Origin of the sequence: Phormidium pseudopriestleyi FRX01 (assembly GCF_017313335.1) — a bacterium.
GTDB classification, from domain to species: Bacteria; Cyanobacteriota; Cyanobacteriia; order Cyanobacteriales; family Laspinemataceae; genus Laspinema; species Laspinema pseudopriestleyi.
Genome location: NZ_JAFLQW010000474.1, coordinates 1 through 20,587 on the forward strand (window position 1 = coordinate 1; position 20,587 = coordinate 20,587).

The window sequence follows — 20,587 nt, forward strand, 5'->3', positions numbered from 1 at the left end:
CTGGGCGATCGTCAGCGATTCCCCAGTGGGAAGTTGCTCATAAAAGTTAGATTTTCGGTATCCTGCTACGCGCAAAGAGGTATGCACTTCATCAATCCAGTAAATTTTTTGGTCTAATTGATAAAACCTAAAAAATATGCCAATTATTAGAACTAACGCCACCAATACCCGTAAACTATTCCAATAAAGTTGGGGAGTTTTCATCCTTAATCCTGAACGTTTAAAATACAATCCGCTGATAATACAGCAAACTCAGCCGTTTCAAACCCTGAACACTGAATCATCAGCGTGGCGATCGCCGGTTGAATGCCAGCTTCCAGATTGGCGATCGCCTCCTGGGTGACGGAATATGGGTTTAACCACCGATTGTAAGAAAGATACCCCGGAGTAAACGCCCCTTTTTCAATCAACCACCAATCCACCTCGTACTCTTGCAAAAAGGCAACCACATCCGGGAGATTGGGACTATATTGTGCTTGAATCATCCGTTGGAGGCGAGTGCGAAATACTTGATAGTAACCCCAATGGTAGGGTATAGCATATTCTCGGGCTGCCAAAACAGAACGATGAGCAAAGGTGGGTAAATTATTAGCTTTTTCTGATAGAGAAGCAATCAAAATATCCGAGGGTTGCTGTTGTAAAAAGGCATAAAGCTCAGGTTGTTCTCCCCGTTCATAAGAAGTCCAGGGAAAATTGTTCATCGCCAGTTGGGGATAAAATAGAAAGACGATAGCCAACACAACAGAAATGATTCCTGCTGTCATTTTTTTAGGAACCGATTGTCCCCATCTCCAGAGGGCATCGAGTAGAATGGTGATGGCGATCGCTGCGGACCATGCCATCACCATTCGCAAACTATGCTGGGTATAGCGACTAGGCAAATGGAGTTTAAACAGCAATATATGTGCCGCAAAAAACATCACGAAAGCTGCGATCGGCACATCTAATAAAATTCGGATGCGGGAAGAAACCGAAGAGACTAGGGTAAATACTTTGGGAAATTTGAGCAACATTGGCAACAAAAAGCCTAAAGCCATGAACACCGGAGTTAAAATAGCAGAAAGGGCAATACCACTTCTTCCATGAAACCAAAACGCCCAAGCATCATCAATGAAAAATTGGCTTCTTCCTCCGGTTAAAAACTCCGGTAATTGTCGAGCTTCACTAGCAGAAATAGTCGGACCAAATTCTGAACTCTTTAGGGCGTAAATTAATAAAATTAACCAGGCAATGGCTAGATTAATTCCCCAAAATTTAATATTCTGGCGGGTCAGTTTAATCGAAATATTTCCCTGCTTCCAATTTATTCCTTGTAAAAGCAAAACTCCCACAACAATTAATACATATTGGGGATAAAATAGCCCAAGCAACGCAATAAATATCCCTGTCAAAAGAACATTTTCCCGCAAAAAATAATACAAAAGTGGCAAAAATAAGGGATAGACAAATGCTTTTGGCGTGGCAGAAATTAGCCCATCTTGCATCCATAAACTTTGATTAAGTAATAAAGATGCAATAAACCCGGCAAATGGCACCGGAAATAACTCCATTGTCACTCCAAAACAGAAAATAGTAGTGATTAAACCCAACAGAGGAGGCAACAGTTTACTCAGCAACAACGGTGCAATTCCCACCGCTGCCATGAACCGATAAAACAGTGCATAACCGGCAGGTGCAACAGATTGAAAATAATCCGCAATTAAATCATTGGGGAATAACCCCGGATCTAGAAAGCGCTGCATCCAAAAAACGTGCTGTCGCGCATCATCTTGCACCACCCAGTTCCCACTAAATGCTTGCTGGAGTCCCCCTATCCCGTAAACCGCAGCAACAGTTAAGCTCAAACTGAACCAAAAAATCAGCGCGGATTTAGGGGTATGGGGTGCAGGTGCCATGCAAAAGCGATGCAGGCGGTTGGGAAAGGTTAGGGAAACAGAAGTAGGTGAGGGCAAGGGTTTAAATCTGGGAGAAGGATTAATCTAAAATTCTACCCGATCGCAGGAAACAGAGGAAGCGTAAGCAACCCCCAACCTCCTAGGAATGATAAAATTGAGAGAATCTGCCGACAAGATTGGTCATTTAAAATTCACTGGGTCACCATAACCATGAATACAACCCTAGCGGTCCCTGAAATTTCCCCATTGGTCCTGCAAATGTCTCCGGCGATCGAGATGACAGACGAGCAATTTTTCGACTTTTGCCAACAAAACCGAGACTATCGAATTGAACGGACTGCCAAAGGAGAAATTATTATTATGCCACCCACCGGGTCAGAAACGGGGAATCGGAACTTTGATTTGATTATCCAACTGGGAATCTGGACGCGACAAAACAAAACTGGAATCGGGTTTGATTCTTCTACCGGCTTCATCCTTCCCAATGGGGCCATCAAATCCTCCGATGCTGCCTGGATAAAACTCGAAAAATGGCACCGTATCACCCCAGAACAACAACAAAAATTTGCTCCGATCTGTCCGGATTTTGTGATAGAGTTACGCTCACCCAGCGACCCTTTAAAAGCTCTTCAAAGTAAACTGCAAGAATATATTGAAAATGGGACAGCCCTAGGTTGGTTGATTGACCGAAAACAGCGCCAAGTTTATATTTATCGTCCCGATAGACCCGTAGAATGTTTGAACAATCCAACCACCTTAAGCGAGGATTCTCTTTTGCCCGGGTTTGTCTTAGATTTATCGACCATTTGGTAAAAATAATGGATGAATCTTAGCTAAATTATGCCCGATCAACAACCAGCGACCCTTCCCTGGATAGTTCTGAGGTTCAGAATGAGATCAACCCGCAGTGGTGGAGACCCTTGGAAATGTCCTGACTGAAAACCGGCGGGTTGCAGTTGATATAGCGGTTCCTAGACTCATGAGGTACAAATATTTAGACGAGTGCGAGCATCTTGCTCGCTTGGGACAATAGCGAGCAAGATGCTCGCACTCCCAAAATAAATGTATTCATAACTGTGGTAAACGCTATAGTTTAGAGGATAGTCCTTCAGCCTTGATTGGACGATTTGGACAAGAGTATGATACAAATAATGAAAGAGACATTTCCATTTAAAATCCAGGGGACGCCCCTAAAAACCTGTCAAATTTTATCCCCCAATTATTCCTTATGACGATTACAACGAATACCACAGAAACGTTTACCCCACTGCCGGATCATACCCAACTTCCCTGTGAGGATGGCACCTTTGTGAAGAACTTTCAAGAACACCCCCAAAGCATTCTCTTGACCGATTCCATTCGTCCGGTTCTGGAAGCCAAACATCCCGATGGACATTACTGCATTGGTCAAGATAGCGGGATTTACTGGCGAATCACCGACCCACCCCTGAAAGGTGCGGAAGCGCCCGATTGGTTCTATGTTCCCAATGTTCCCCCCAGCTTGGAGGGACAACCTCGCCGGTCCTATGTTTTGTGGCAAGAATTTATTCCCCCCCAGATTATCATTGAATTTGTTTCTGGGAATGGTTCAGAGGAACGAGATAAAACCCCTTGGAAGGGTAAATTTTGGATCTATGAAACCGTGATTCGACCCGCCTACTATGCAATTTATGAAGTTCAAAAATCCAGCGTGGAAGTTTACAAGATAAACGGCGGTCATTATGAATTAATGCCAGCCAATGAACGCGGTCATTTCCCCATTCCAGAACTGGAGGTGGAACTGGGAATTTGGTCCGGACTGTATGGCAATATGGAACTCCCCTGGTTACGCTGGTGGGATAGTCAGGGAAATTTGCTGTTATACGGGCACGAACAGGCTGCACAGGAACGCCAACGGACTGAACAGGAACACCAACGGGCTGAACGCCTTGCCGCACGTTTGCGGGAGTTGGGGGTTGACCCCGAGGAATTAGCCGATTAAAGGGTTCCTAGACTGTAAAAAACTCAGGGGTTAGGCTGTCGGTTTTGACATCCTAACTCCCCTAATTTAATCATCAATAAACAGGAAAAATATGGCAGCATTTGATGAAAAAAGTATGGTTCCCACGGTACTTGTGGGTGTGGGAGGAACGGGACACGAAGTCCTCTCCCGAGTCCGGCGTTTAGTGGAAGAAACTTACGGAAATTTAGCGAATTTTCCGTTAATCAGCTTTCTGGTAATTGACACGGATAAAGAATATAAAGTCAGCAGTTCGGTGGCGGCGGGTTCGGCGTTTAAAGACCACGAAAAATACTGGGCCAGTGTCAGTGGGCGGCAGGTGCGGGATATGATGTCAAATATGCAGAATTATCCCTGGATTGAACGGTGGTTTCCGACGGAATTAGAACGCAATATTAGCGCCATTGAAGCGGGGGCGGGACAAATTCGCGGCTGTGGTCGGTTTGCCTTTTTCTGTAACTATCATGGCATTCAAAAAGCCTTTGAACGGTCTGGCGATCGCATTAAAGGCCACGAGAATTATATGCTCGATCGCTACGGCATTAAAGTCGTGACTTCCGGGATTAATGTCTTTGTCATTGGGTCTCTATCCGGGGGAACCGGCAGTGGAATGTTGATTGATATCGGCTATTGTATCAATCATTGGCTGAAAGGACAAGGTAGCCCAATGGTAACGGCGATCGCCCCGTTACCTGCCGCCTTTGCTACCATTAACGTGGGCGATCGCGTCCTCGCCAATGGGTACGCTGCCATGATGGAATTGAGCTATTTTTCCGACTATCGCACAGAATATTTAGCCCAATATAGTGCCAGCTTACTCGACGAAGTGCGATCAAGTCGTCCCCCCTTTGATTTCACCTACTTAGTCGGCACAAAAAACGGCGACAGTGAATTCACTCTCGACCAAATTCGGGAACTGATTTCTCAAAATATCTTTTTGGATTTAACCTCTGACTTTGCCCCTCATAAGCGCTCAATTCGTGATAATATCAAAGGCGCTTGGGCGCAAGCAGACCCCGGGGGACGAGGGTATCCTAAAAACTTTATGAGTTTTGGACTCTCCACCATTGAAATTCCCATTGCCCAAATTAGAACCTCCTTATCCAATCGCCTTGCTGCCGACTTTGTAAGCTGGTGGTTAAATGAAAGTGTTCTTTTACCCCCGCAAACCTTCGAGTTAGTCCAAAATGACATCCTCAAACGGATGCGCCTCACGGATATGGAATTACTCACGGATTTAGGTGCTGCAGGAGATAAATCTTACTTGGCCGAAATCTCCAGTTTTGTCAATAGTATCCGCACTGAAATTTCCCGAGACAATCTCCTCCAATGTACCCAACAAGGGGTGATGGGAGTTGCCGGAACTGAAAAAGGAAAAATCCTCCAATTTGGAGATTTTTTATATGACAAAGTGGAGGAATACCGGGCCAATCACCTGCGAGAACTCAGTCCCGATGAACGATTGCATGGAGATTTTTTGCAAAAAATGTATGATAATCGCAATCGCATTATCCAACAGGGACGCCAATCCTTAGAAGAGGAATTTTATCGGATTATTGAAGACCGCAATCGGGGACCCAAATTTGCAGAAATCTTTCTGGTGACGGTGCGTCAAGTCTTTGAAAATGCGGTGGAAAAGTTTCGGCGAGAAGCGGAGAAAGTCTGGCAACCCAATGAAGAAAACCGCCGGAAACAGTATGAGGATGCTTTGCAAGATATCGGCCATTTTAAAGATAAATTTGGCTTAACGAAACAAGCTAAGATGGAGGAGTATGCAGAAAAGGGATTAGCGGGGTTAGAAGGGAGTTTAATTGCCACCATTCAACGCAAAACGCGGTTTTTGGGGTTGGATGCGATCGCCCGTTTACAGGAGCATTTAGATGAGTTAGAGCGCCGATTATCCCGCTGGACTCAGAAGATGCGCCAAACTCGCGATACCTTCGCCCATGAAGCGGATTCCCAAGCGGATAGTGCGGATGCTTTAACCATTAATGGGATTAAATTGTACGATCGCCAAGAACTCAATCAACTCTATCAAGACTTGATTGAACAATATGCCAGTTCCACCGAAGGAAACAAGAGTCGCTATCAAACAGGACTCGATGGACTTTGTAGTAATTTATCCAGTCAAGTCCTCGCCGATAGCAGTCCATTGTGGAAACAAAACCGGGCCGCAGGGGAAACCATGCGCCTATTTGATGTCCAACAATTAGCCGAAGTTCAGGAAGAGGATTTTCAAGACATTATTGCAGAAAAAAGCCGCAATATTATTAATCTGGCCCCGAATAGTAGTCGGATTAAACGGGAACTCGCCGCTTGCGATCGCCTGTTCAAAGTCTTTAATAATGATGTCGCTGAAATCCGCAATCAATTGGCGATCGCCTACAGTAAATCCAAACCCGTTATCCTCCTCAATCCCGCCGTCATGACGGGACGAGATGCCGGATTTACACCCTCAACTAATACCAAAGTTGCCATCGTCGGAGGGCGCACTCCCACGGACCCTGCTGCCATTAAACTTCTCCCCTTATTAGAGGAACGAGTCGGCAGTTCCGATGCGGTTACCCCATTAGGAGAAGAAGAACGACATCGGGTGGTTTTTGTGCAAGAAATGGGGGGATTTTCCTTGCGATGTATTGATGGAATGCAGGAATTGCGCCACTCCTATCAAGACTGGAAAGGACAAACCATTGAAGCGAAACGCGCCCAATTAAAAGGAGAAAGTAAAGACCCTCCAATTCCCGTTCACATCCAGAAAGAACCGCCATTTTGGGATATTTTCCCCGAGAATCCGGCAGTGTATCAATTGGTGGTATTAGGGCGTTCTCTCAATGTCCTCCGCATCGAAGAAAATCGCCAAACGAAAGAAAACCTAGTCCGTTATACCCGCCAAACCTCCATCGGCAGTGAAAATGTTGAGATATCTGCCACTTGGGAAGAAGCGGTACAAGTGCTAGAAGTCAACCAATGCCGAGGCGATCGCGAGGAAATTCAGCGTCAAGTTACGGCCCAAATCAACGCCGCTGAAACGGCAACCCAAAAGCGGGAATTGTATCAACATTTCATGGAGTATTTAGTCGAACGACAAACGGAATTGGAGAAAGAAGGCGGCAAAGATAGCTTGATTTATAAGCGAGAATCCAAAATCATCCAAGAGGCGATCGAAACCCATCGATTGCATCTCGCTGCCGCTGCATCTCCCGTCCCTCCAGCAACCGCCGCCGCCGCCGTTGTAACCCCCACCGATGCACCCCCACAAACCCATGTTTTCTGCACCAAATGCGGCAGTAAAAACCCCGCTAATTCCAAGTTTTGCTTTAAGTGCGGCAATCAATTAGTGTCTTTGAGTTAACGGTTACACACTGATTCAATTCAACCGATAAAAAAGCCCGCTTTTGCGGGCTTTTAATGCTTGTAGGGATGGCATAGAGTAAAGGCTGAATTAAAATCCTACATGACTTGCCATTGCTGGCGGAGTAAGGAAACAAAGGTATTGTATCCTTGAGAGTTTCCGGGGGAATCCGGAATAAAATATTGGGGAAAGTCTTTGTAACAGCGCCATTGTTCATGGGGTTTCATCCGCAGATACAAGACGCGACTCATTGTGCCATCGGGTTTCCATGTCATTTGGCCTCGGTTAGGTAGAGACATAATTTTTTCTCCATTTCTATTGAAAAATCGAGATTTATGCGGGTCTATTATGGCAAGTTTTAGTCAGAAATTTGTTACTATCACTACCATTTTTACCCTAAAAAGAGAATATTTTTTCGACTGAACAGAGGATATTGATGTTCCCATTCTAGCCGATTACCCTTTCCAGTCAATCCTCAGCAATGACCAGTGCGGTACAATAGCGGTAACCCTATTGTTTTTGGAATGTTATGACGATTTCTACGGCTAAACGGTTTACGATTCAGGAATATCACCGCCTCACCGAATTGGGCTTTTTCCAGGAGGGCGATCGCATTGAACTGATTCAAGGGGAAATTATCCAAATGGCAGCTAAAGGGACCGCCCACTCGGTTTGCAGTACGTTTTTACAGCAAGAGTTATTCACACTGGTCGGGAAAAGAGTGACTCTGCGAAGTCAAGAACCGATTATTCTGGGTGATAACAGCGAACCAGAACCGGATCTAGTATTGGCTAAAAATCGTTCTGATAAGTATCTAGTGTCACATCCAACCCCAGAGGATGTCATCCTGGTGATTGAAATTGCCGATTCTTCTTTACGTTACGATCGCGAGGTGAAATTGCCGCTGTATGCTAAGTCAGGGATTGCTGATTATTGGATTTTTAATTTAGTGAACAATACCCTGGAATGCTACGGCGAACCCTATCAGGATAATCGGGAAAGTTTCGGCTATCGTCACCGTCGGATTGTGTTAGCCAATGAAGTGGTTTCTTTGCCTGGTTTTTCAGATGTATTATTGGATTTGGCTGAAATCTTTCCCCATCAAAATTAGGTTAGGGAATGGGTTTGATAGATTTTTTTCACGATTTCCTAAAGAGACCCCCAGCCTCCCTCTCACCTAGAGAGGGAGTGGAGTAGGGTCAGGATTCTGCTGATTTAATGCAGCCATTTTATTCGGGAAGGCGTTGATAAGTTTCGGTTAAGGTTTTCAGGCGACTGCTAAGTTCGGGGGATAAATCTTCGGGTTTGTAACGCCAGGACCAATTCCCTTCGGGTTTACCCGGTGCATTCATGCGCGCTTCGTTGCCTAACCCTAAAACATCTTGAAATTGAGCGATCGCTTGATTGGCGATGCTACTCCATCCTAAGCGGATTAACTCCCAATTGATTTCCCCTTCTGCTGACTGTGGTTTATCTAAATAACGCCATAATTTTTCTTTTTCTTCTGCTGGCAGTTGTTGATACCATCCTACGGTGGTATCATTGTCATGGGTTCCCGGATAAACCACACAATTTTGATTCTTGTAGTTATGAGGTAAAAAATGCAGTTCTGGATGAGACTCAAAGGCAAATTGTAAAATTTTCATGCCGGGAAAATCGAAATGCTCCCGCAATGCCTCAACTTCTGGAGTAATCAGTCCCAAATCTTCGGCAATGATGGGCAGTTTGCCTAATTCCTTGCCAATGATTTCAAAAAATTCTATTCCCGGTCCTTTTACCCATTGTCCATTTTTGGCTGTTGTTTCTCCTTTAGGAACGGCCCAAAATGCTTCAAAGCCTCGAAAATGGTCAATTCGCAATAAGTTGACGGCATCAAAGGTGGTTTTAAAACGCTCAACCCACCAATCGAATTCAGTCTCTTTTAATTTCTCCCAATTATAAACCGGATTTCCCCAAAGCTGCCCGGTTTCTGGGGCAAAATAGTCCGGTGGAACTCCTGCCATTAGGGAGGTTTCTCCGGTTTCTTCTTCTAAATAAAACAAGTCTGAATTTGCCCAAACATCGGCGCTATCATGGGCAACATAAATGGGAATATCACCTACAATTTGCACATTTTTGTCGTTGGCATACTGTTTTAAGGCTTGCCATTGCTGGTCAAATTCAAATTGCAAGAATTTATAAAAACTAATGCGATTGCTGAGTTCTTGTCGAACGGTTTCTAGGGCTTCTGGTTGGTATTTTCGGACTTCTATGGGTTCCCAGGAGTTCCAGGCGGCACTGTGATGTTTCTCTTTGAGGGCCATAAATAAGGCATAGTCCTCAATCCAATAGGCGGTGCGATCGCCAAAGGTTTCAAGTTGCTGATTGTGTTCAGCTGTGGCATGGTTTAGAAAATTTTGATAGGCGGTTTGTAGGCATCTCATTTTTACAGGAATGACCTTCTCAAAGTCAACGTAACCCTTGGAAAAATCGGGAATTTGGGCTAAATCTTCTTCAGAAAGCCAACCTTTTTTCTGTAGATGTTCTGGACAAATCAACATCGGATTTCCGGCAAAAGCGGAATAGGACATATAGGGAGAATTGCCATATCCCGTTGGACTCAATGGTAAAATTTGCCAGAGTTGTTGTCCACTTTCAGCCAAAAAGTCAATAAATTGATACGCTTCAGGTCCAAAGTCTCCGATGCCAAATCGACTGGGAAAGGAGGTCGGATGCAGTAAAATACCGCTGTTTCTAGGAAAAGACATGATTATACCCAAATTAACGTTTAAATGAATGTTTTTAGAAAAGACAAACTATCTAAAAATACATACCATTGGAGTTCATAGAGTGTTATGCATTGGATTTTGAATTCCAATACTCTACAAATTTTAACCGATTTTGAGGCGGGGGGATCTACCTCGGGGATGATTTGAAATCAGTGGAAATAAAAATAATTCCAACGGAAGGGTTTGGGTTGGACCGATCGCCTGAATCTGGCCTTGAAAGTTGACTCAATTATATCGTTAGATAGAGACGCATTGGGGGGAATCTGTGCTAAGATAAATCGAAACTGGTTTGAGCCGATTTGTCGAGCCTAATCATTGGAGAAATACTCATGCCTTACCCCTGTGCACCTTGGACACTGAAAGGCCGTGCCGTGCAAACTCTCCATCCCATTGATACCCGTCGTGTGCGATCGCTCGTTCCCTCAGATTTGGCGATCGTTGAGGTTTTCCCGGGAAAAACCTTGGGAGGGGTTTATTGTGCTAAATATGGGGCCGGGTCAACCTTATTATATAATGAATTAATTGTGGTTTCTGCATTAGTGCGTTGCGGAATGCAGTTCGGTGCCTGGATTTCTCACATTTATGTGGACCATCCCGATTCGGTGGCTGGAGGTCGAGAAATTTGGGGATTGCCGAAAGAATTAGCAGAATTTACCTGGGAAAGAGACGATGGCGATCGCGTGATGGTTCACCAAGGCGACTGTCTGCTATGCAGTCTCGATTTTAGCATCAAGACCTTCCGGTTACCTATCCCATTTGCCTTTCCTAGCTTTAGCACCCTGGGTTCTAATTTACTTTTGTTTCCGGGTGAATTCATGTCTGCGATCGGTTTAGTTAAGAGTAGATTGGTCGTCCCCCCGGAGAGTCCATTTGCTATGTTGAACTTGACCCAACCTTATCTAACCTTTTCTTGTGAAGACTTGCGATTGGTTGCTGGTGCGCCACAAGTGGTCAAAGAAAGAGCGACTGCCACCCCTTATGCTCCCGCATAGCGTTCAACGTCAGAAATTCTCTTAAGTTCGTAGTAACGCCTTAAGGCGTTTTTTCCCCAGTTTATTATCACAAATTCATACCCAATTTAAGCCAAATCCAAAGACGCCTGAAGGCGTCACTACGAACAAAAAAATAAAGTTTTTATCCCTGTTTGTAGTAACGACTTCAGGCGTTTCTTACCTTTGTATTCCTCCCAGTTACTTCGCAATCCAAGCTTCAATCATGCCGACGGGAACATGAATGCTGGGATGCTCAAATACGGCCCGGACTGCTTCCGTACCTCCAATTTCTTTCAATTGCTGTAACTGTTTTTTCAGATTAGGATTGAAATTAATATGTTGCTCGATCGCCCGTTCTGCGACTGCCGAAGAAGGATTTCCCTGGGCGAGGTTTTCCAAAAATGCCTGCACTTCAGCATACAAAGCATTCATCGGACTCGTGGCTTGTTTTGCTGTCGTCGTCTTTGTTCCGGGAACCTTTTGTGCGACGGCTGCACCCGTTGAGAGGATGGGCGTATCAGGCAACTTGGGAGGATTAGAGGAAGTAAACTCTTGCGCCTGTATTCTGTCACCAGACCCGAAATTTCGGACCACTCCCGCGACATCTATCCCGGTACTCGCCCGCAACTGTTCCAAAAATGATGCCATTTTCCCGACGGTATTGCCGCTTGTGGTATCGATAGAAGTCAGATTTTGGATTCTCACATTGGGTACGGTAGAAACCATTGTTTTGAGTAGCGGTTCCAGTTTTTGCAACAGGAAAATCTCACGCGCTGAGGGTCCGGCAGATCTCCAGGATTCTGCAAGACGTTTCGTCCCCATTGCCTGGGCTTTCCCATCTTCAATGATGGCCGATGCTTTACCTTTTGCTTCGGCGATCGCCCGTTTACATTGTGCTTCAGCCGGTGCGACAACATCGGCTTGTAACTGTTGCTCCACTTGTTTAATTCGCTCGGTTTGTACGGCTACATCAGCTTGAGTTCGCGCCACTTCTGAGCCAATCTCCGCTTCAACTTCAGCCACTAATGCCGCTCGAATTGTCTTCGCATCTTGGATGCGGCGATTGGCTTCTGCACGAGTCATTTCGACTTGGCTAAAAATTCGCTTGATCGAGGTACTCTGATCATTCTCCGCCGTGCGAATCACAGACTGAGCCTTGGCTCTAGCTTCGGCAATCCGAGCATCTCGGACCAGTTCTGCTCGTTGTTTCCGTCCGATGGAATCTAAGTATCGCACATCATCGGAGATATTTTGGATTTGCAGGTTATCCAACACCAATCCTAACTTTTCTAAATCGTCCTCGGCTTCCTCTAATAAACTTTTGGCAAAGGCGATTTTATCTTCATTAATCTGTTCCGGAGTTAAGGAAGCTAGGACGCCGCGCAAATTTCCCTCTAGGGTTTCTTGGGCGATTTTCTCAATGTCTTTGCGGGTTTTGCCCAATAACCGCTCGATCGCATTGTGTATCGTCGGTTCAGTTCCGGCTATTTTAATATTGGCCACCCCTTCTACTTTCAGGGGAATCCCACCTTTAGAGTAGGCATTGCTCACTCTCAGTTCGATGATCATATTGGTGAGATCCATGCGGTAGGCGCGTTCCAACAAAGGGAGACGAACGCTGCTACCCCCTTTCACCAAACGGTATCCCGCAGTTTGATGATCATCCAGGGGACGCTCACTCCCTGCAAAAATCAGCACTTCACTGGGTTGACAGATGTAATACAAATTTTTGATGATCAGTGTACCTGCGCCAAAGGCAGTCCCTAAAACCGCCGCTAATCCTAGAATAACTTGCAGCATTTGAGTCTCCTAATTTGTCATGGGTCGTTGGTCGTTTGTCTGGGCATGAGGAGGGGACTGGAGGTAGAGTTAGTGGGGGTCAACACCCCATTCTCCCAATCTTTTCATCCAGTAGGGAGTGGACCCCACCCTAACCCGGACCTTGCCAAGGTCCGGGAACCGTTCGTGTATTCTCCCTATCTTCCCTCTATACTTTCTCTACTTCAGCACTTTCTCTACTTCAGCGACTTCCGGTTTATCTCCCTTGCTGCGGTTGAGGGTGCCGATGACATCGATGCCGAGGGTGCGATCGACGCGACCGAGGAATTGTCCGACGATTTCGGGATAGGCATTGACTAAACTGGCGATCGATTTGCCATCGCCATTGTCAATTACATGGATCCGATCAATCTGGACACGCTGGGTAATATTCGCCACCTCTCGCAGGACCATTTCAATCTGTTGGATTAAGAAGACTTCTGCGGCATCGGTGCCGGTATCTAGCCAGATTTGGGTAAAGAGGTCGTTAACTTGTGCGGTAGCTTTGGCATTTTCCTCAAATCCGGCAGCTTCCCCGCGCGATCGCAACTCTTGTGCTTGTCGCGCAGCTTCTGCGGGGAGGACTTCATCGGCTTCTAAACGGAGGCGTTCTAAGTCCGCCCGGATACTTTGTAGCAGTTGTTCGGCACGTGCTCGGGCTTCTTTGGCGGCAGCTTTTGTGCGTTCTTCTTCCGATCGCGCCTGTTGATCCAGTTCGGCTTTGATTTTTCGCAGTTCGTTATCTTTTTCCTCGATCGCCATCCGCGCCAGGGTTTTAGCGACTTGAGACTCTTGCTCAGTTTGCGCTTCGACTGCCTCAGCTTCAGCCAACGCATTGGATTCGGCAATTTCCGCATCTCGGACGATCGCAGCAATTTGGCGGCGTCCGATGGAACTGAGATAGTCTACATCATCGGAGACACTTTGGATTTTTAAGGTATCAATTTCTAATCCCAACCGTTGCAAATCATCCTGGACATCATCGGTAATTCGTTCCGCAAACCGCAGGCGATCTTCGTTGAGTTCTTCCGGGGTTAAGGTGGCAACAACGCCGCGCAGATTGCCTTCTAGGGTTTCTCGGGCGACTCGGACGATTTCTCGGCGATCGCGGTCCAGAAAGCGTTCGATTGCATTGCCAACAATTTCGGGATTACTGGAAATTTTCACATTGGCGATCGCTTGAATATTCAACGGTGTTCCCCCTTTGGCATAAGCATTTTTCACTTCTACCGGCACCGGCATCGTGGTCAAATCCATGCGCTTGACGGTTTCCAAAATGGGGATACAAACCGTGCGATGCCGGGTGACTCGATAGCCTAACTCATGTCCCTCTTTATTTTTCCGTTTCCGCCCCGATAAAATTAAAATCTCGTTGGGTTTACAGATACAGAGGATGTTATTTAAAATCCACAAGAATATTAGAAATCCAAAAATGGAAAGGCCGACTATGCCCCCGACTGAAATCAACCGATCCGTCGTCGGATTATTTTGAAGGATGGGCGGTACAGAATTGACTTGGGCTATCTGGATTTCTTGTTGCGGTTTTCTGGGTAGAACCACCGCCGAATCTGTAATACTTTCAGTCAAGAATGAAGTTTCAACAATCTCTTGCATAGCGTTAGATTCCTTTCAGATTGAGTAAAGAGAAAAATCTTTTAGAGTGCTAGGTCAATGCCGAGTAAAATTCCGCCCTATTGTTGCCGGGGATTCACCGCGATGTGATTAAATCTTTAGAGTCTTCCGAAACGACCCAGAGGCGATTGTTTTTTAGGCCCACAATAAAAACTCTGTCTCCTTTATTAAATGATTTAGACTCGTCTGTAAAGGCCATAAACTCGACATTAGCGCCTTTAATATTTACTCGGACCTTCCCTTTACTGTCACAATTGAAAGGAAAGAGCACCGTGGCAGAATGACCCACTAAGTCACTAGAACGAGTGAGACTATTGGCATGGCGTTGTCCAAGGCTTCTGAGTATCCAAACCATCGTGGTGCCACAAAAAATCCCCATCCCCGCAGCAATACCAGCCATCTGTCCGGGCGGCATTTCAGGGCGCAGCCCATTTAGGACCAGTCCTGTTAATCCAAAAAAACAACTGCCAAAGGTCCAAAATTTGAGACTAAAGAACGGCAAGAGAAAGAGGCGCTTAACCCAACTTTCCCGTTTTAACGGGCCCAATTTTTTACGGTTTTCGGGAATTTCTAGGTCTGCATCAAAGGCTACCCCGAAATCTGCACCGTCGAGTCCTCCAATCGCGGCGAACACGACGAAGATCCCGCCAATGCCGAAACAAAAAAGATAAATAGGCATCATTTTAATAGCCTCGTCTGCTTATGAATTTTTCAGACATCATTACATTGTTGCAAAAAAAAACACAAGCGTCCAGTTTTGTTAAGAAAATTTGTGATGAGTAGGATTGCCGGTTCTGTAGCAGCAACGGCGATCGCCCTGGAGTGATGGGACCTTTCTCGGAAAAATCAACATCCCAATTCAGGGACTTAGAGCATTTTGAGAGAATCTGGTATCTGAGGACTTTTGCGCGAATGGGGAGAATTTCATGGGTTGGGGTCTGCATCGGAGGCGATCGCCCCACTTTTTCTGAGATAATAATGTCCCTAACTCTAAATTAAGGAAAACTTAATGCGACTATCACAAATGCTGTTTGTTACCCTCCGTGAAGACCCCGCAGAAGCGGAAATTCCCAGTCATAAACTCCTATTACGGGCCGGTTATATCCGTCGGATTGCCAGTGGCGTTTATGCTTATTTGCCTTTGATGTGGCGGGTTCTCAAAAAAGTCTCCAATATTGTGCGCGAGGAAATGGATGCCACTGGTGCTCAAGAATGTCTGTTGCCGCAATTGCAACCGGCTGAGTTATGGCAAGAGTCAGGACGCTGGGAGACTTACACCAAGGCAGAAGGGATTATGTTTGCCCTCACCGATCGCCAGGAACGAGAAATGGGACTGGGGCCAACTCACGAAGAGGTAATCACAGCGATCGCCCGAGATATGATTCGGTCTTATCGTCAACTTCCCGTCCATTTGTATCAAATTCAAAATAAATTTCGCGATGAAATTCGTCCCCGGTTCGGATTAATGCGCGGACGAGAATTCATTATGAAAGATGGCTATTCTTTCCATGCAGACGAAGCCAGTTTACAGAAAACTTATGCGGATATGGACTGGGCTTATAGCAATATGTTTCGCCGTTGTGGCTTAGAATTTCGCGCGGTTCAAGCTGATTCCGGGGCCATTGGCGGGGCGGCATCCCAGGAATTTATGATCTTAGCAGAAGCTGGAGAGGATGAAGTTCTTTATACCGAAGATGGCAAATATGCCGCCAACATAGAAAAAGCAACCTCATTACCTCCCGATGCAAAACCGAGTGCTTTTGTTCTCTATGAAAAACGAGAAACTCCCAACACAAAAACCCTTGATAAACTCTGTCAATTTCTGAACTGTTCTCCCACAGAAGTTGTCAAAAATATCATTTATCTGGTTGTCTATGACAATGGGAGAATGGTGTTGGTCTTGGTGAGTATTCGCGGTGATTTAGAAGTCAATGAAGTGAAACTCTATAATGAGTTAGCAAAATTGGCCCCGACTTATGGCGGAAATGCCATCATTGCCGTTGATATTCCCTCGGAACAGGTGCAGCAACAATTAACCCTCAAGCCTTTACCATTAGGATATATTGGTCCAGATTTAGCTGATAATTATATCACCCCAGCGGGACAGTTGCAACCCGGTTTTTTACGATTTGCCGATCGCACTGTGGTGGAGTTAAAGAATTTTGTCACCGGAGCCAATGAAACCGATTATCATATTGTGGGTGCCAATTGGGGAGAACAGTTTCCCTTAAGCGATCGCATCGTCGATTTACGCAAATCCCAAGCAGGCGATCGGGCAGTTCATGACCCCAGTCAAGTCCTCAAAAGTGCGCGAGGCATTGAAGTCGGTCACATCTTCCAACTGGGAACGAAATATTCCGAAGCATTGGGAGCAACCTATACCAATGAACAAGGGGATAATGTTCCCTTAATCATGGGATGTTATGGCGTTGGGGTCTCTCGATTAGCCCAGGCTGCTGTAGAGCAATCCTATGATAAAGATGGCATCATTTGGCCCGTGGCGATCGCGCCTTATCATGCCATTATTTGCATTCCCAATATTTCCGATATTCAACAGGTCGAAGTTGGAGAAAACCTTTACACAGAACTCAATGCAGTCGGCATCGAAACCCTGTTAGATGACCGAGAAGAACGGGCCGGAGTGAAATTTAAAGATGCCGATTTGGTGGGAATTCCCTATCGAATTGTTACGGGACGGTCTCTCAAATCCGGTAAAGTAGAAGTCGTAGAACGGGCGACTAAAACCTCCCATGAAATTGCCATTTCTGAAGTAGCGGCTACCCTAAAGCAATGGATTGATGCGGCTTTGTCTTAACCTGTTCCTGATAGCGAGGAATTAGTTATTAGTTAGTAGGGTGGGCACTGCCCACCTAGCCCTGTCAAGGTGGTAAATTTAATGACGAAAAATCGTGTTTTTTTGTAGGGGTTTGGTCACCAAACCCTCCCCCCTAATGTAGGGGTTTGGTCACCAAACCCTCCCCCCTAATGTAGGGGTTTGGTCACCAAACCCTCCCCCCTATCGGAACCCAAAAACAAGAGTGCGATCGCCAACACAGGCGATCGCACAGCTTAAAAATTGCAGGAGTTCGACCTTAGCACATCTGAGGGATTGTCATGGGCGATCGGCTCGAATCCCGCAACCCCTGAGTGATATCATCAAGCGGCTCCCTCCTCACCGAACTGGAAACTTAAACGTCATACACCCGGGCTTCATCTGCCTCGGGGTTTTCTTCGCAGTATTCCTCAAACGCACTCTTAACGGGTTTCATCGCCCGTTGATGAGACGCTTCGGCTTGCAGTTCTTCCACGGCATCCCAAGCTGCCGCACATTCTTTAGAAGTTGGGCCTTCTTGTGCACAAATGGCTCGGGCTTCCTGAACCGCTTTTTCCAGTTCACTATCGAAGTGTTTGGCTTTGGGTTTTTCTACAAAATCACTCTTAGTTAGAATATCGCTCACCGAAATAATCCCGAGCAAGTCTCCTTTGATGACGGGAGCACGACGGATGCCGGTATTGGCGAACAACCGCGCCACATATTCTACACCGAGGTCAGGATTGACAACGATACAGGGTTTGGTCATAATTTCATACACCCGCATCTGCTTCGGGTCATGTCCAAACGCCGCTACCTTGTAAACGATGTCCGTTTCGGTCACAATGCCATAGGCATCTTCATCATGGCGACGGGATACGACTAAACCACGCAAGCCCTTTTCTTTCATGAGCTTAACGGCTTCTGCAACAGTGGCGGATCCGCGAATGCTCACCACGTCTTTGGTCATAATATCTTGAGCTTTCATCATTCTTACTTCCCCTCGGGGCCAATTATTTTTAGGGCTAGAGCGATCGTATAATAAAATGGGGCATCCGCAGCGAGGAGGGAGCAAATTGAGTCGGTTAGTGGTGTAAACCGGCTTGCCAAATCCCAATATAAACGCGCTCTGCCTTTTGAACGCCGGAGGATGTGGAGCGGATTTCCCACTCGATCGCCCCTTTGAGGTGACCCAGGGCAAACCTGTACCGGCGCACTTGACCTTGCCACACTTGTTGAAATCCGGAGGTGATTTCTTCATTAAGCTGGCAACCTAACATACTGTTTAAAGTGCCTAGAATAATGTCCGTGTTGACGCTTTGAGCAAACGAGGCTTCAGTTTGCTGCAAAAGTAGGGATTGGCGATCGAACAGGAATCCGAGACTCACCTGATGGGGAATCAGGTCATAAGTGACAGCATGAGTATTGGGCCAATATCCCGGAAGGGTTTGACTGGGAAATCCAAACATTTGGAAGACTGAATCTTGATGAATTCCCGGTTGAAATCCAGGAATCCCTAGGCCGATTGGTTCCTGACGGCAGGGGATATTTTCTGGGTTAAGGGTGGGTTCTTCAAAGGGGTTAGATTCCCGAAGGATCGAGAGCAGGGGCAGTGGACCCAGGTTGGCTCCGACTGCCTGGGCAGCCCAAAGGGCGGGAGAATGGACTAATATCACCGAAAGTCCTGTGAGGACAAGACTGATGAGGCTAACCTGACTAATCAAAATCATCGCTCGATTCCTGACAAAGGATCCTGCACCCGTGATGCGGCCAAACGTGGCACGAAACGTTTTTAAATCGTAGTTTGGGGCGATCGCCCCGCCATCTCCGTTTCAGCGATCGAGCTGAACCTGGCAAAAACTCAGTAGATATGGGATTACAGCACATCTGGTCAGTGCTGTGAATTGTGCCCCTAGGGAAGATAGACTGGACAACAGGGCCGATTGTTCGAGGTCCGATCGCAACGGTTGGAGGGTTGAGAACTGATGCTTTCGCACCCTAGGCAGTCCCAGGGGAATCTCAAGCAAGGTGACCCGCTCATCCCAGACCCTAGGCGCTTAATTCCAGGTAAATCTGCACCGCATCAAGTGCCGCAGGCAAAATAAATGCCTGGGCGATTCGCGCAACAGGTACTATTGGTGGGTCAACCCATCGGGCATAATGGCTCCAGTAAACTTGACATCCCGGAGGTTGGTCCGATATAGATTCGTATCCATTAAAATTGCATTGGTGAGGTTGGCTCCCGTGAGGTTGGACCAACCCAGGTTGGCTCGATACAAACTGGCCCCTTCTAAATTCGTCCCGCGCATGGTGGTCCAACTCACGTTAGTTCCCCGAAGCTGGCTTTTCGTTAAATCCGCTCCGGCTAGATTGGATCCACTCATATTGGCCCGACTCAAGTCAGAATCTCGGAGATTGACGCCGGTTAAGTTGGCTCCATTTAAGGTGGCATTCGTCAGATTCACCTTTTCCATAATCGCCTGAATCAGAATGGCGATCGTCAGGTTGGCCCCTTCTAAATTCGCGCCGGTCAAGTTGGCTTCACTTAAGTTCGCTCGACTGAGATTGGCCTGAGTTAAGGTCGCTTCTTGGAGATTCGCCCAACCCAGCCTCGTCTCGCTGGCCAGAGCCTGTACCATTTTGGCTTTCTGTAAATTAGCTCGTTCGACAATGGCTCGGCTAATATTTGCCAGACCTAAGTCTGCCTCACTTAAGTCTGCCCTACTTAAGTTCGCATTAATCAGATTGGCTTCTCGCAGGTTAGCTTGATGAAAGTTTACCCCCATGAGATTAGCTTCTCGCAGGTTGGCCCCGGTGAGTTTGGTAGAGGTCAGGTTGGCTTGACGCAGGTCAGCATCGCGAAAAGTGACTTCACTTAAGTCCAACCCCGCTAAATTGGCACCAATCAAGTTGAGGTTGCGAAAATCTCTTTCTCCAGTTGCATATCGCTCTAGTAATTCATTTACATCCATGTCCTGTCGCCTCTTTGCTATCGCTCTGTGCAAGTCTAGTGGTGGGTGCTTCCAATGTATCGTTTTCAATGTCACAAATCATTTTAAAGAAGAATTGAAAGTGGTCATTGGTCATTGGTCATTGGTCATTGGTCATTGGTCATTGGTCATTGGTCATTGGTCATTGGTCATTGGTCATTGGTCATTGGTCCTTGGTCATTTGTCATTGGTCATTGGTCATTGGTCATTGGTCATTGGTCATTGGTCATTGGGGGAGACTTACAAAAGTAGGTTTTTTAGGTTTCCGGTCCCCTCCCCTTGGCAAGGGGAGGGTTAGGGTGGGGTCCTTATGACGTAGCGATCGCCAC

15 protein-coding genes and 1 pseudogene are annotated in these 20,587 nt (G+C 46.4%); 6 read left to right on the forward strand and 10 right to left on the reverse strand.

Annotation, left to right across the window (positions count from 1 at the left end):
- Both J0895_RS18050 and J0895_RS18055 read right to left on the reverse strand, forming a co-directional pair.
- Positions 1-204 (reverse strand): annotated as a pseudogene (locus tag J0895_RS18050) (glycosyltransferase family 39 protein); the annotation flags it as partial.
- A 2-nt stretch (positions 205-206) separates the two neighbouring features.
- A complete protein-coding gene (locus J0895_RS18055) occupies positions 207-1,895 on the reverse strand; it encodes a hypothetical protein (protein WP_207089398.1) in 1,689 nt (562 codons plus the stop codon).
- Between the two features lie 210 nt (positions 1,896-2,105).
- Here J0895_RS18055 and J0895_RS18060 point away from each other — a divergent pair, with 210 nt between their 5' ends.
- The 3 genes from J0895_RS18060 to J0895_RS18070 all read left to right on the forward strand — a co-directional run bounded on the left by J0895_RS18060 (position 2,106) and on the right by J0895_RS18070 (position 7,246).
- Complete coding sequence (locus tag J0895_RS18060) at positions 2,106-2,708, forward strand: Uma2 family endonuclease (protein ID WP_207089399.1); 603 nt, start codon at positions 2,106-2,108, stop codon at positions 2,706-2,708.
- A gap of 415 nt (positions 2,709-3,123) precedes the next feature.
- Entirely contained in the window at positions 3,124-3,876 is a 753-nt protein-coding gene (locus J0895_RS18065; protein ID WP_207089400.1) for a Uma2 family endonuclease, read from the forward strand.
- A gap of 91 nt (positions 3,877-3,967) precedes the next feature.
- The gene (locus J0895_RS18070; protein ID WP_207089401.1) at positions 3,968-7,246 is read left to right on the forward strand and encodes a tubulin-like doman-containing protein; all 3,279 of its coding nucleotides are present in this window, start codon (positions 3,968-3,970) and stop codon (positions 7,244-7,246) included.
- A gap of 98 nt (positions 7,247-7,344) precedes the next feature.
- Here the strand turns inward: J0895_RS18070 and J0895_RS18075 are convergent, their stop codons facing one another.
- Positions 7,345-7,545: a hypothetical protein gene (locus J0895_RS18075; RefSeq protein ID WP_207089402.1), complete on the reverse strand. Its 201-nt coding sequence runs from the start codon at positions 7,543-7,545 to the stop codon at positions 7,345-7,347.
- A 230-nt stretch (positions 7,546-7,775) separates the two neighbouring features.
- On the opposite strand from J0895_RS18075, the gene J0895_RS18080 reads away from it, so the two are divergent.
- Positions 7,776-8,357, forward strand: coding sequence for a Uma2 family endonuclease (locus tag J0895_RS18080; RefSeq protein WP_207089403.1), 582 nt, complete (start codon positions 7,776-7,778; stop codon positions 8,355-8,357).
- Positions 8,358-8,475: 118 nt separating this feature from the next.
- On the opposite strand, the gene malQ is transcribed toward J0895_RS18080, so the two are convergent.
- Positions 8,476-9,993, reverse strand: coding sequence for a 4-alpha-glucanotransferase (gene malQ, locus J0895_RS18085; protein WP_207089404.1), 1,518 nt, complete (start codon positions 9,991-9,993; stop codon positions 8,476-8,478).
- Between the two features lie 350 nt (positions 9,994-10,343).
- On the opposite strand from malQ, the gene J0895_RS18090 reads away from it, so the two are divergent.
- Entirely contained in the window at positions 10,344-11,006 is a 663-nt protein-coding gene (locus J0895_RS18090; protein ID WP_207089405.1) for an acetoacetate decarboxylase family protein, read from the forward strand.
- Between the two features lie 198 nt (positions 11,007-11,204).
- Here the strand turns inward: J0895_RS18090 and J0895_RS18095 are convergent, their stop codons facing one another.
- The 3 genes from J0895_RS18095 to J0895_RS18105 form a co-directional block, all read right to left on the reverse strand.
- Positions 11,205-12,806: a flotillin family protein gene (locus J0895_RS18095; RefSeq protein WP_242541394.1), complete on the reverse strand. Its 1,602-nt coding sequence runs from the start codon at positions 12,804-12,806 to the stop codon at positions 11,205-11,207.
- A gap of 198 nt (positions 12,807-13,004) precedes the next feature.
- On the reverse strand, positions 13,005-14,438 hold the full coding sequence (locus tag J0895_RS18100) for a flotillin family protein (protein ID WP_207089406.1): 1,434 nt from the start codon (positions 14,436-14,438) through the stop codon (positions 13,005-13,007).
- 94 nt (positions 14,439-14,532) lie between these two features.
- Entirely contained in the window at positions 14,533-15,138 is a 606-nt protein-coding gene (locus J0895_RS18105; protein WP_242541395.1) for an NfeD family protein, read from the reverse strand.
- Between the two features lie 327 nt (positions 15,139-15,465).
- Here J0895_RS18105 and J0895_RS18110 point away from each other — a divergent pair, with 327 nt between their 5' ends.
- Positions 15,466-17,271, forward strand: coding sequence for a proline--tRNA ligase (locus J0895_RS18110; RefSeq protein WP_207089407.1), 1,806 nt, complete (start codon positions 15,466-15,468; stop codon positions 17,269-17,271).
- 373 nt (positions 17,272-17,644) lie between these two features.
- On the opposite strand, the gene J0895_RS18115 is transcribed toward J0895_RS18110, so the two are convergent.
- The 3 genes from J0895_RS18115 to J0895_RS18125 form a co-directional block, all read right to left on the reverse strand.
- Positions 17,645-18,259: a CP12 domain-containing protein gene (locus J0895_RS18115; RefSeq protein WP_207089408.1), complete on the reverse strand. Its 615-nt coding sequence runs from the start codon at positions 18,257-18,259 to the stop codon at positions 17,645-17,647.
- A gap of 94 nt (positions 18,260-18,353) precedes the next feature.
- On the reverse strand, positions 18,354-18,998 hold the full coding sequence (locus J0895_RS18120; RefSeq protein WP_242541396.1) for a hypothetical protein: 645 nt from the start codon (positions 18,996-18,998) through the stop codon (positions 18,354-18,356).
- Between the two features lie 402 nt (positions 18,999-19,400).
- Positions 19,401-20,240, reverse strand: coding sequence for a pentapeptide repeat-containing protein (locus J0895_RS18125; RefSeq protein WP_207089409.1), 840 nt, complete (start codon positions 20,238-20,240; stop codon positions 19,401-19,403).
- Positions 20,241-20,587: the final 347 nt, after the last annotated feature.

Coding starts and splice junctions, on each gene's coding strand:
- J0895_RS18055 (WP_207089398.1), bottom strand. CDS start 1,895: ATGGCACCTGCACCCCATACCCCTAAATCCGCGCTGATTTTTTGGTTC.
- J0895_RS18060 (WP_207089399.1), top strand. CDS start 2,106: ATGAATACAACCCTAGCGGTCCCTGAAATTTCCCCATTGGTCCTGCAA.
- J0895_RS18065 (WP_207089400.1), top strand. CDS start 3,124: ATGACGATTACAACGAATACCACAGAAACGTTTACCCCACTGCCGGAT.
- J0895_RS18070 (WP_207089401.1), top strand. CDS start 3,968: ATGGCAGCATTTGATGAAAAAAGTATGGTTCCCACGGTACTTGTGGGT.
- J0895_RS18075 (WP_207089402.1), bottom strand. CDS start 7,545: ATGTCTCTACCTAACCGAGGCCAAATGACATGGAAACCCGATGGCACA.
- J0895_RS18080 (WP_207089403.1), top strand. CDS start 7,776: ATGACGATTTCTACGGCTAAACGGTTTACGATTCAGGAATATCACCGC.
- malQ (WP_207089404.1), bottom strand. CDS start 9,993: ATGTCTTTTCCTAGAAACAGCGGTATTTTACTGCATCCGACCTCCTTT.
- J0895_RS18090 (WP_207089405.1), top strand. CDS start 10,344: ATGCCTTACCCCTGTGCACCTTGGACACTGAAAGGCCGTGCCGTGCAA.
- J0895_RS18095 (WP_242541394.1), bottom strand. CDS start 12,806: ATGCTGCAAGTTATTCTAGGATTAGCGGCGGTTTTAGGGACTGCCTTT.
- J0895_RS18100 (WP_207089406.1), bottom strand. CDS start 14,438: ATGCAAGAGATTGTTGAAACTTCATTCTTGACTGAAAGTATTACAGAT.
- J0895_RS18105 (WP_242541395.1), bottom strand. CDS start 15,138: ATGATGCCTATTTATCTTTTTTGTTTCGGCATTGGCGGGATCTTCGTC.
- J0895_RS18110 (WP_207089407.1), top strand. CDS start 15,466: ATGCGACTATCACAAATGCTGTTTGTTACCCTCCGTGAAGACCCCGCA.
- J0895_RS18115 (WP_207089408.1), bottom strand. CDS start 18,259: ATGATGAAAGCTCAAGATATTATGACCAAAGACGTGGTGAGCATTCGC.
- J0895_RS18120 (WP_242541396.1), bottom strand. CDS start 18,998: ATGATTTTGATTAGTCAGGTTAGCCTCATCAGTCTTGTCCTCACAGGA.
- J0895_RS18125 (WP_207089409.1), bottom strand. CDS start 20,240: ATGGATGTAAATGAATTACTAGAGCGATATGCAACTGGAGAAAGAGAT.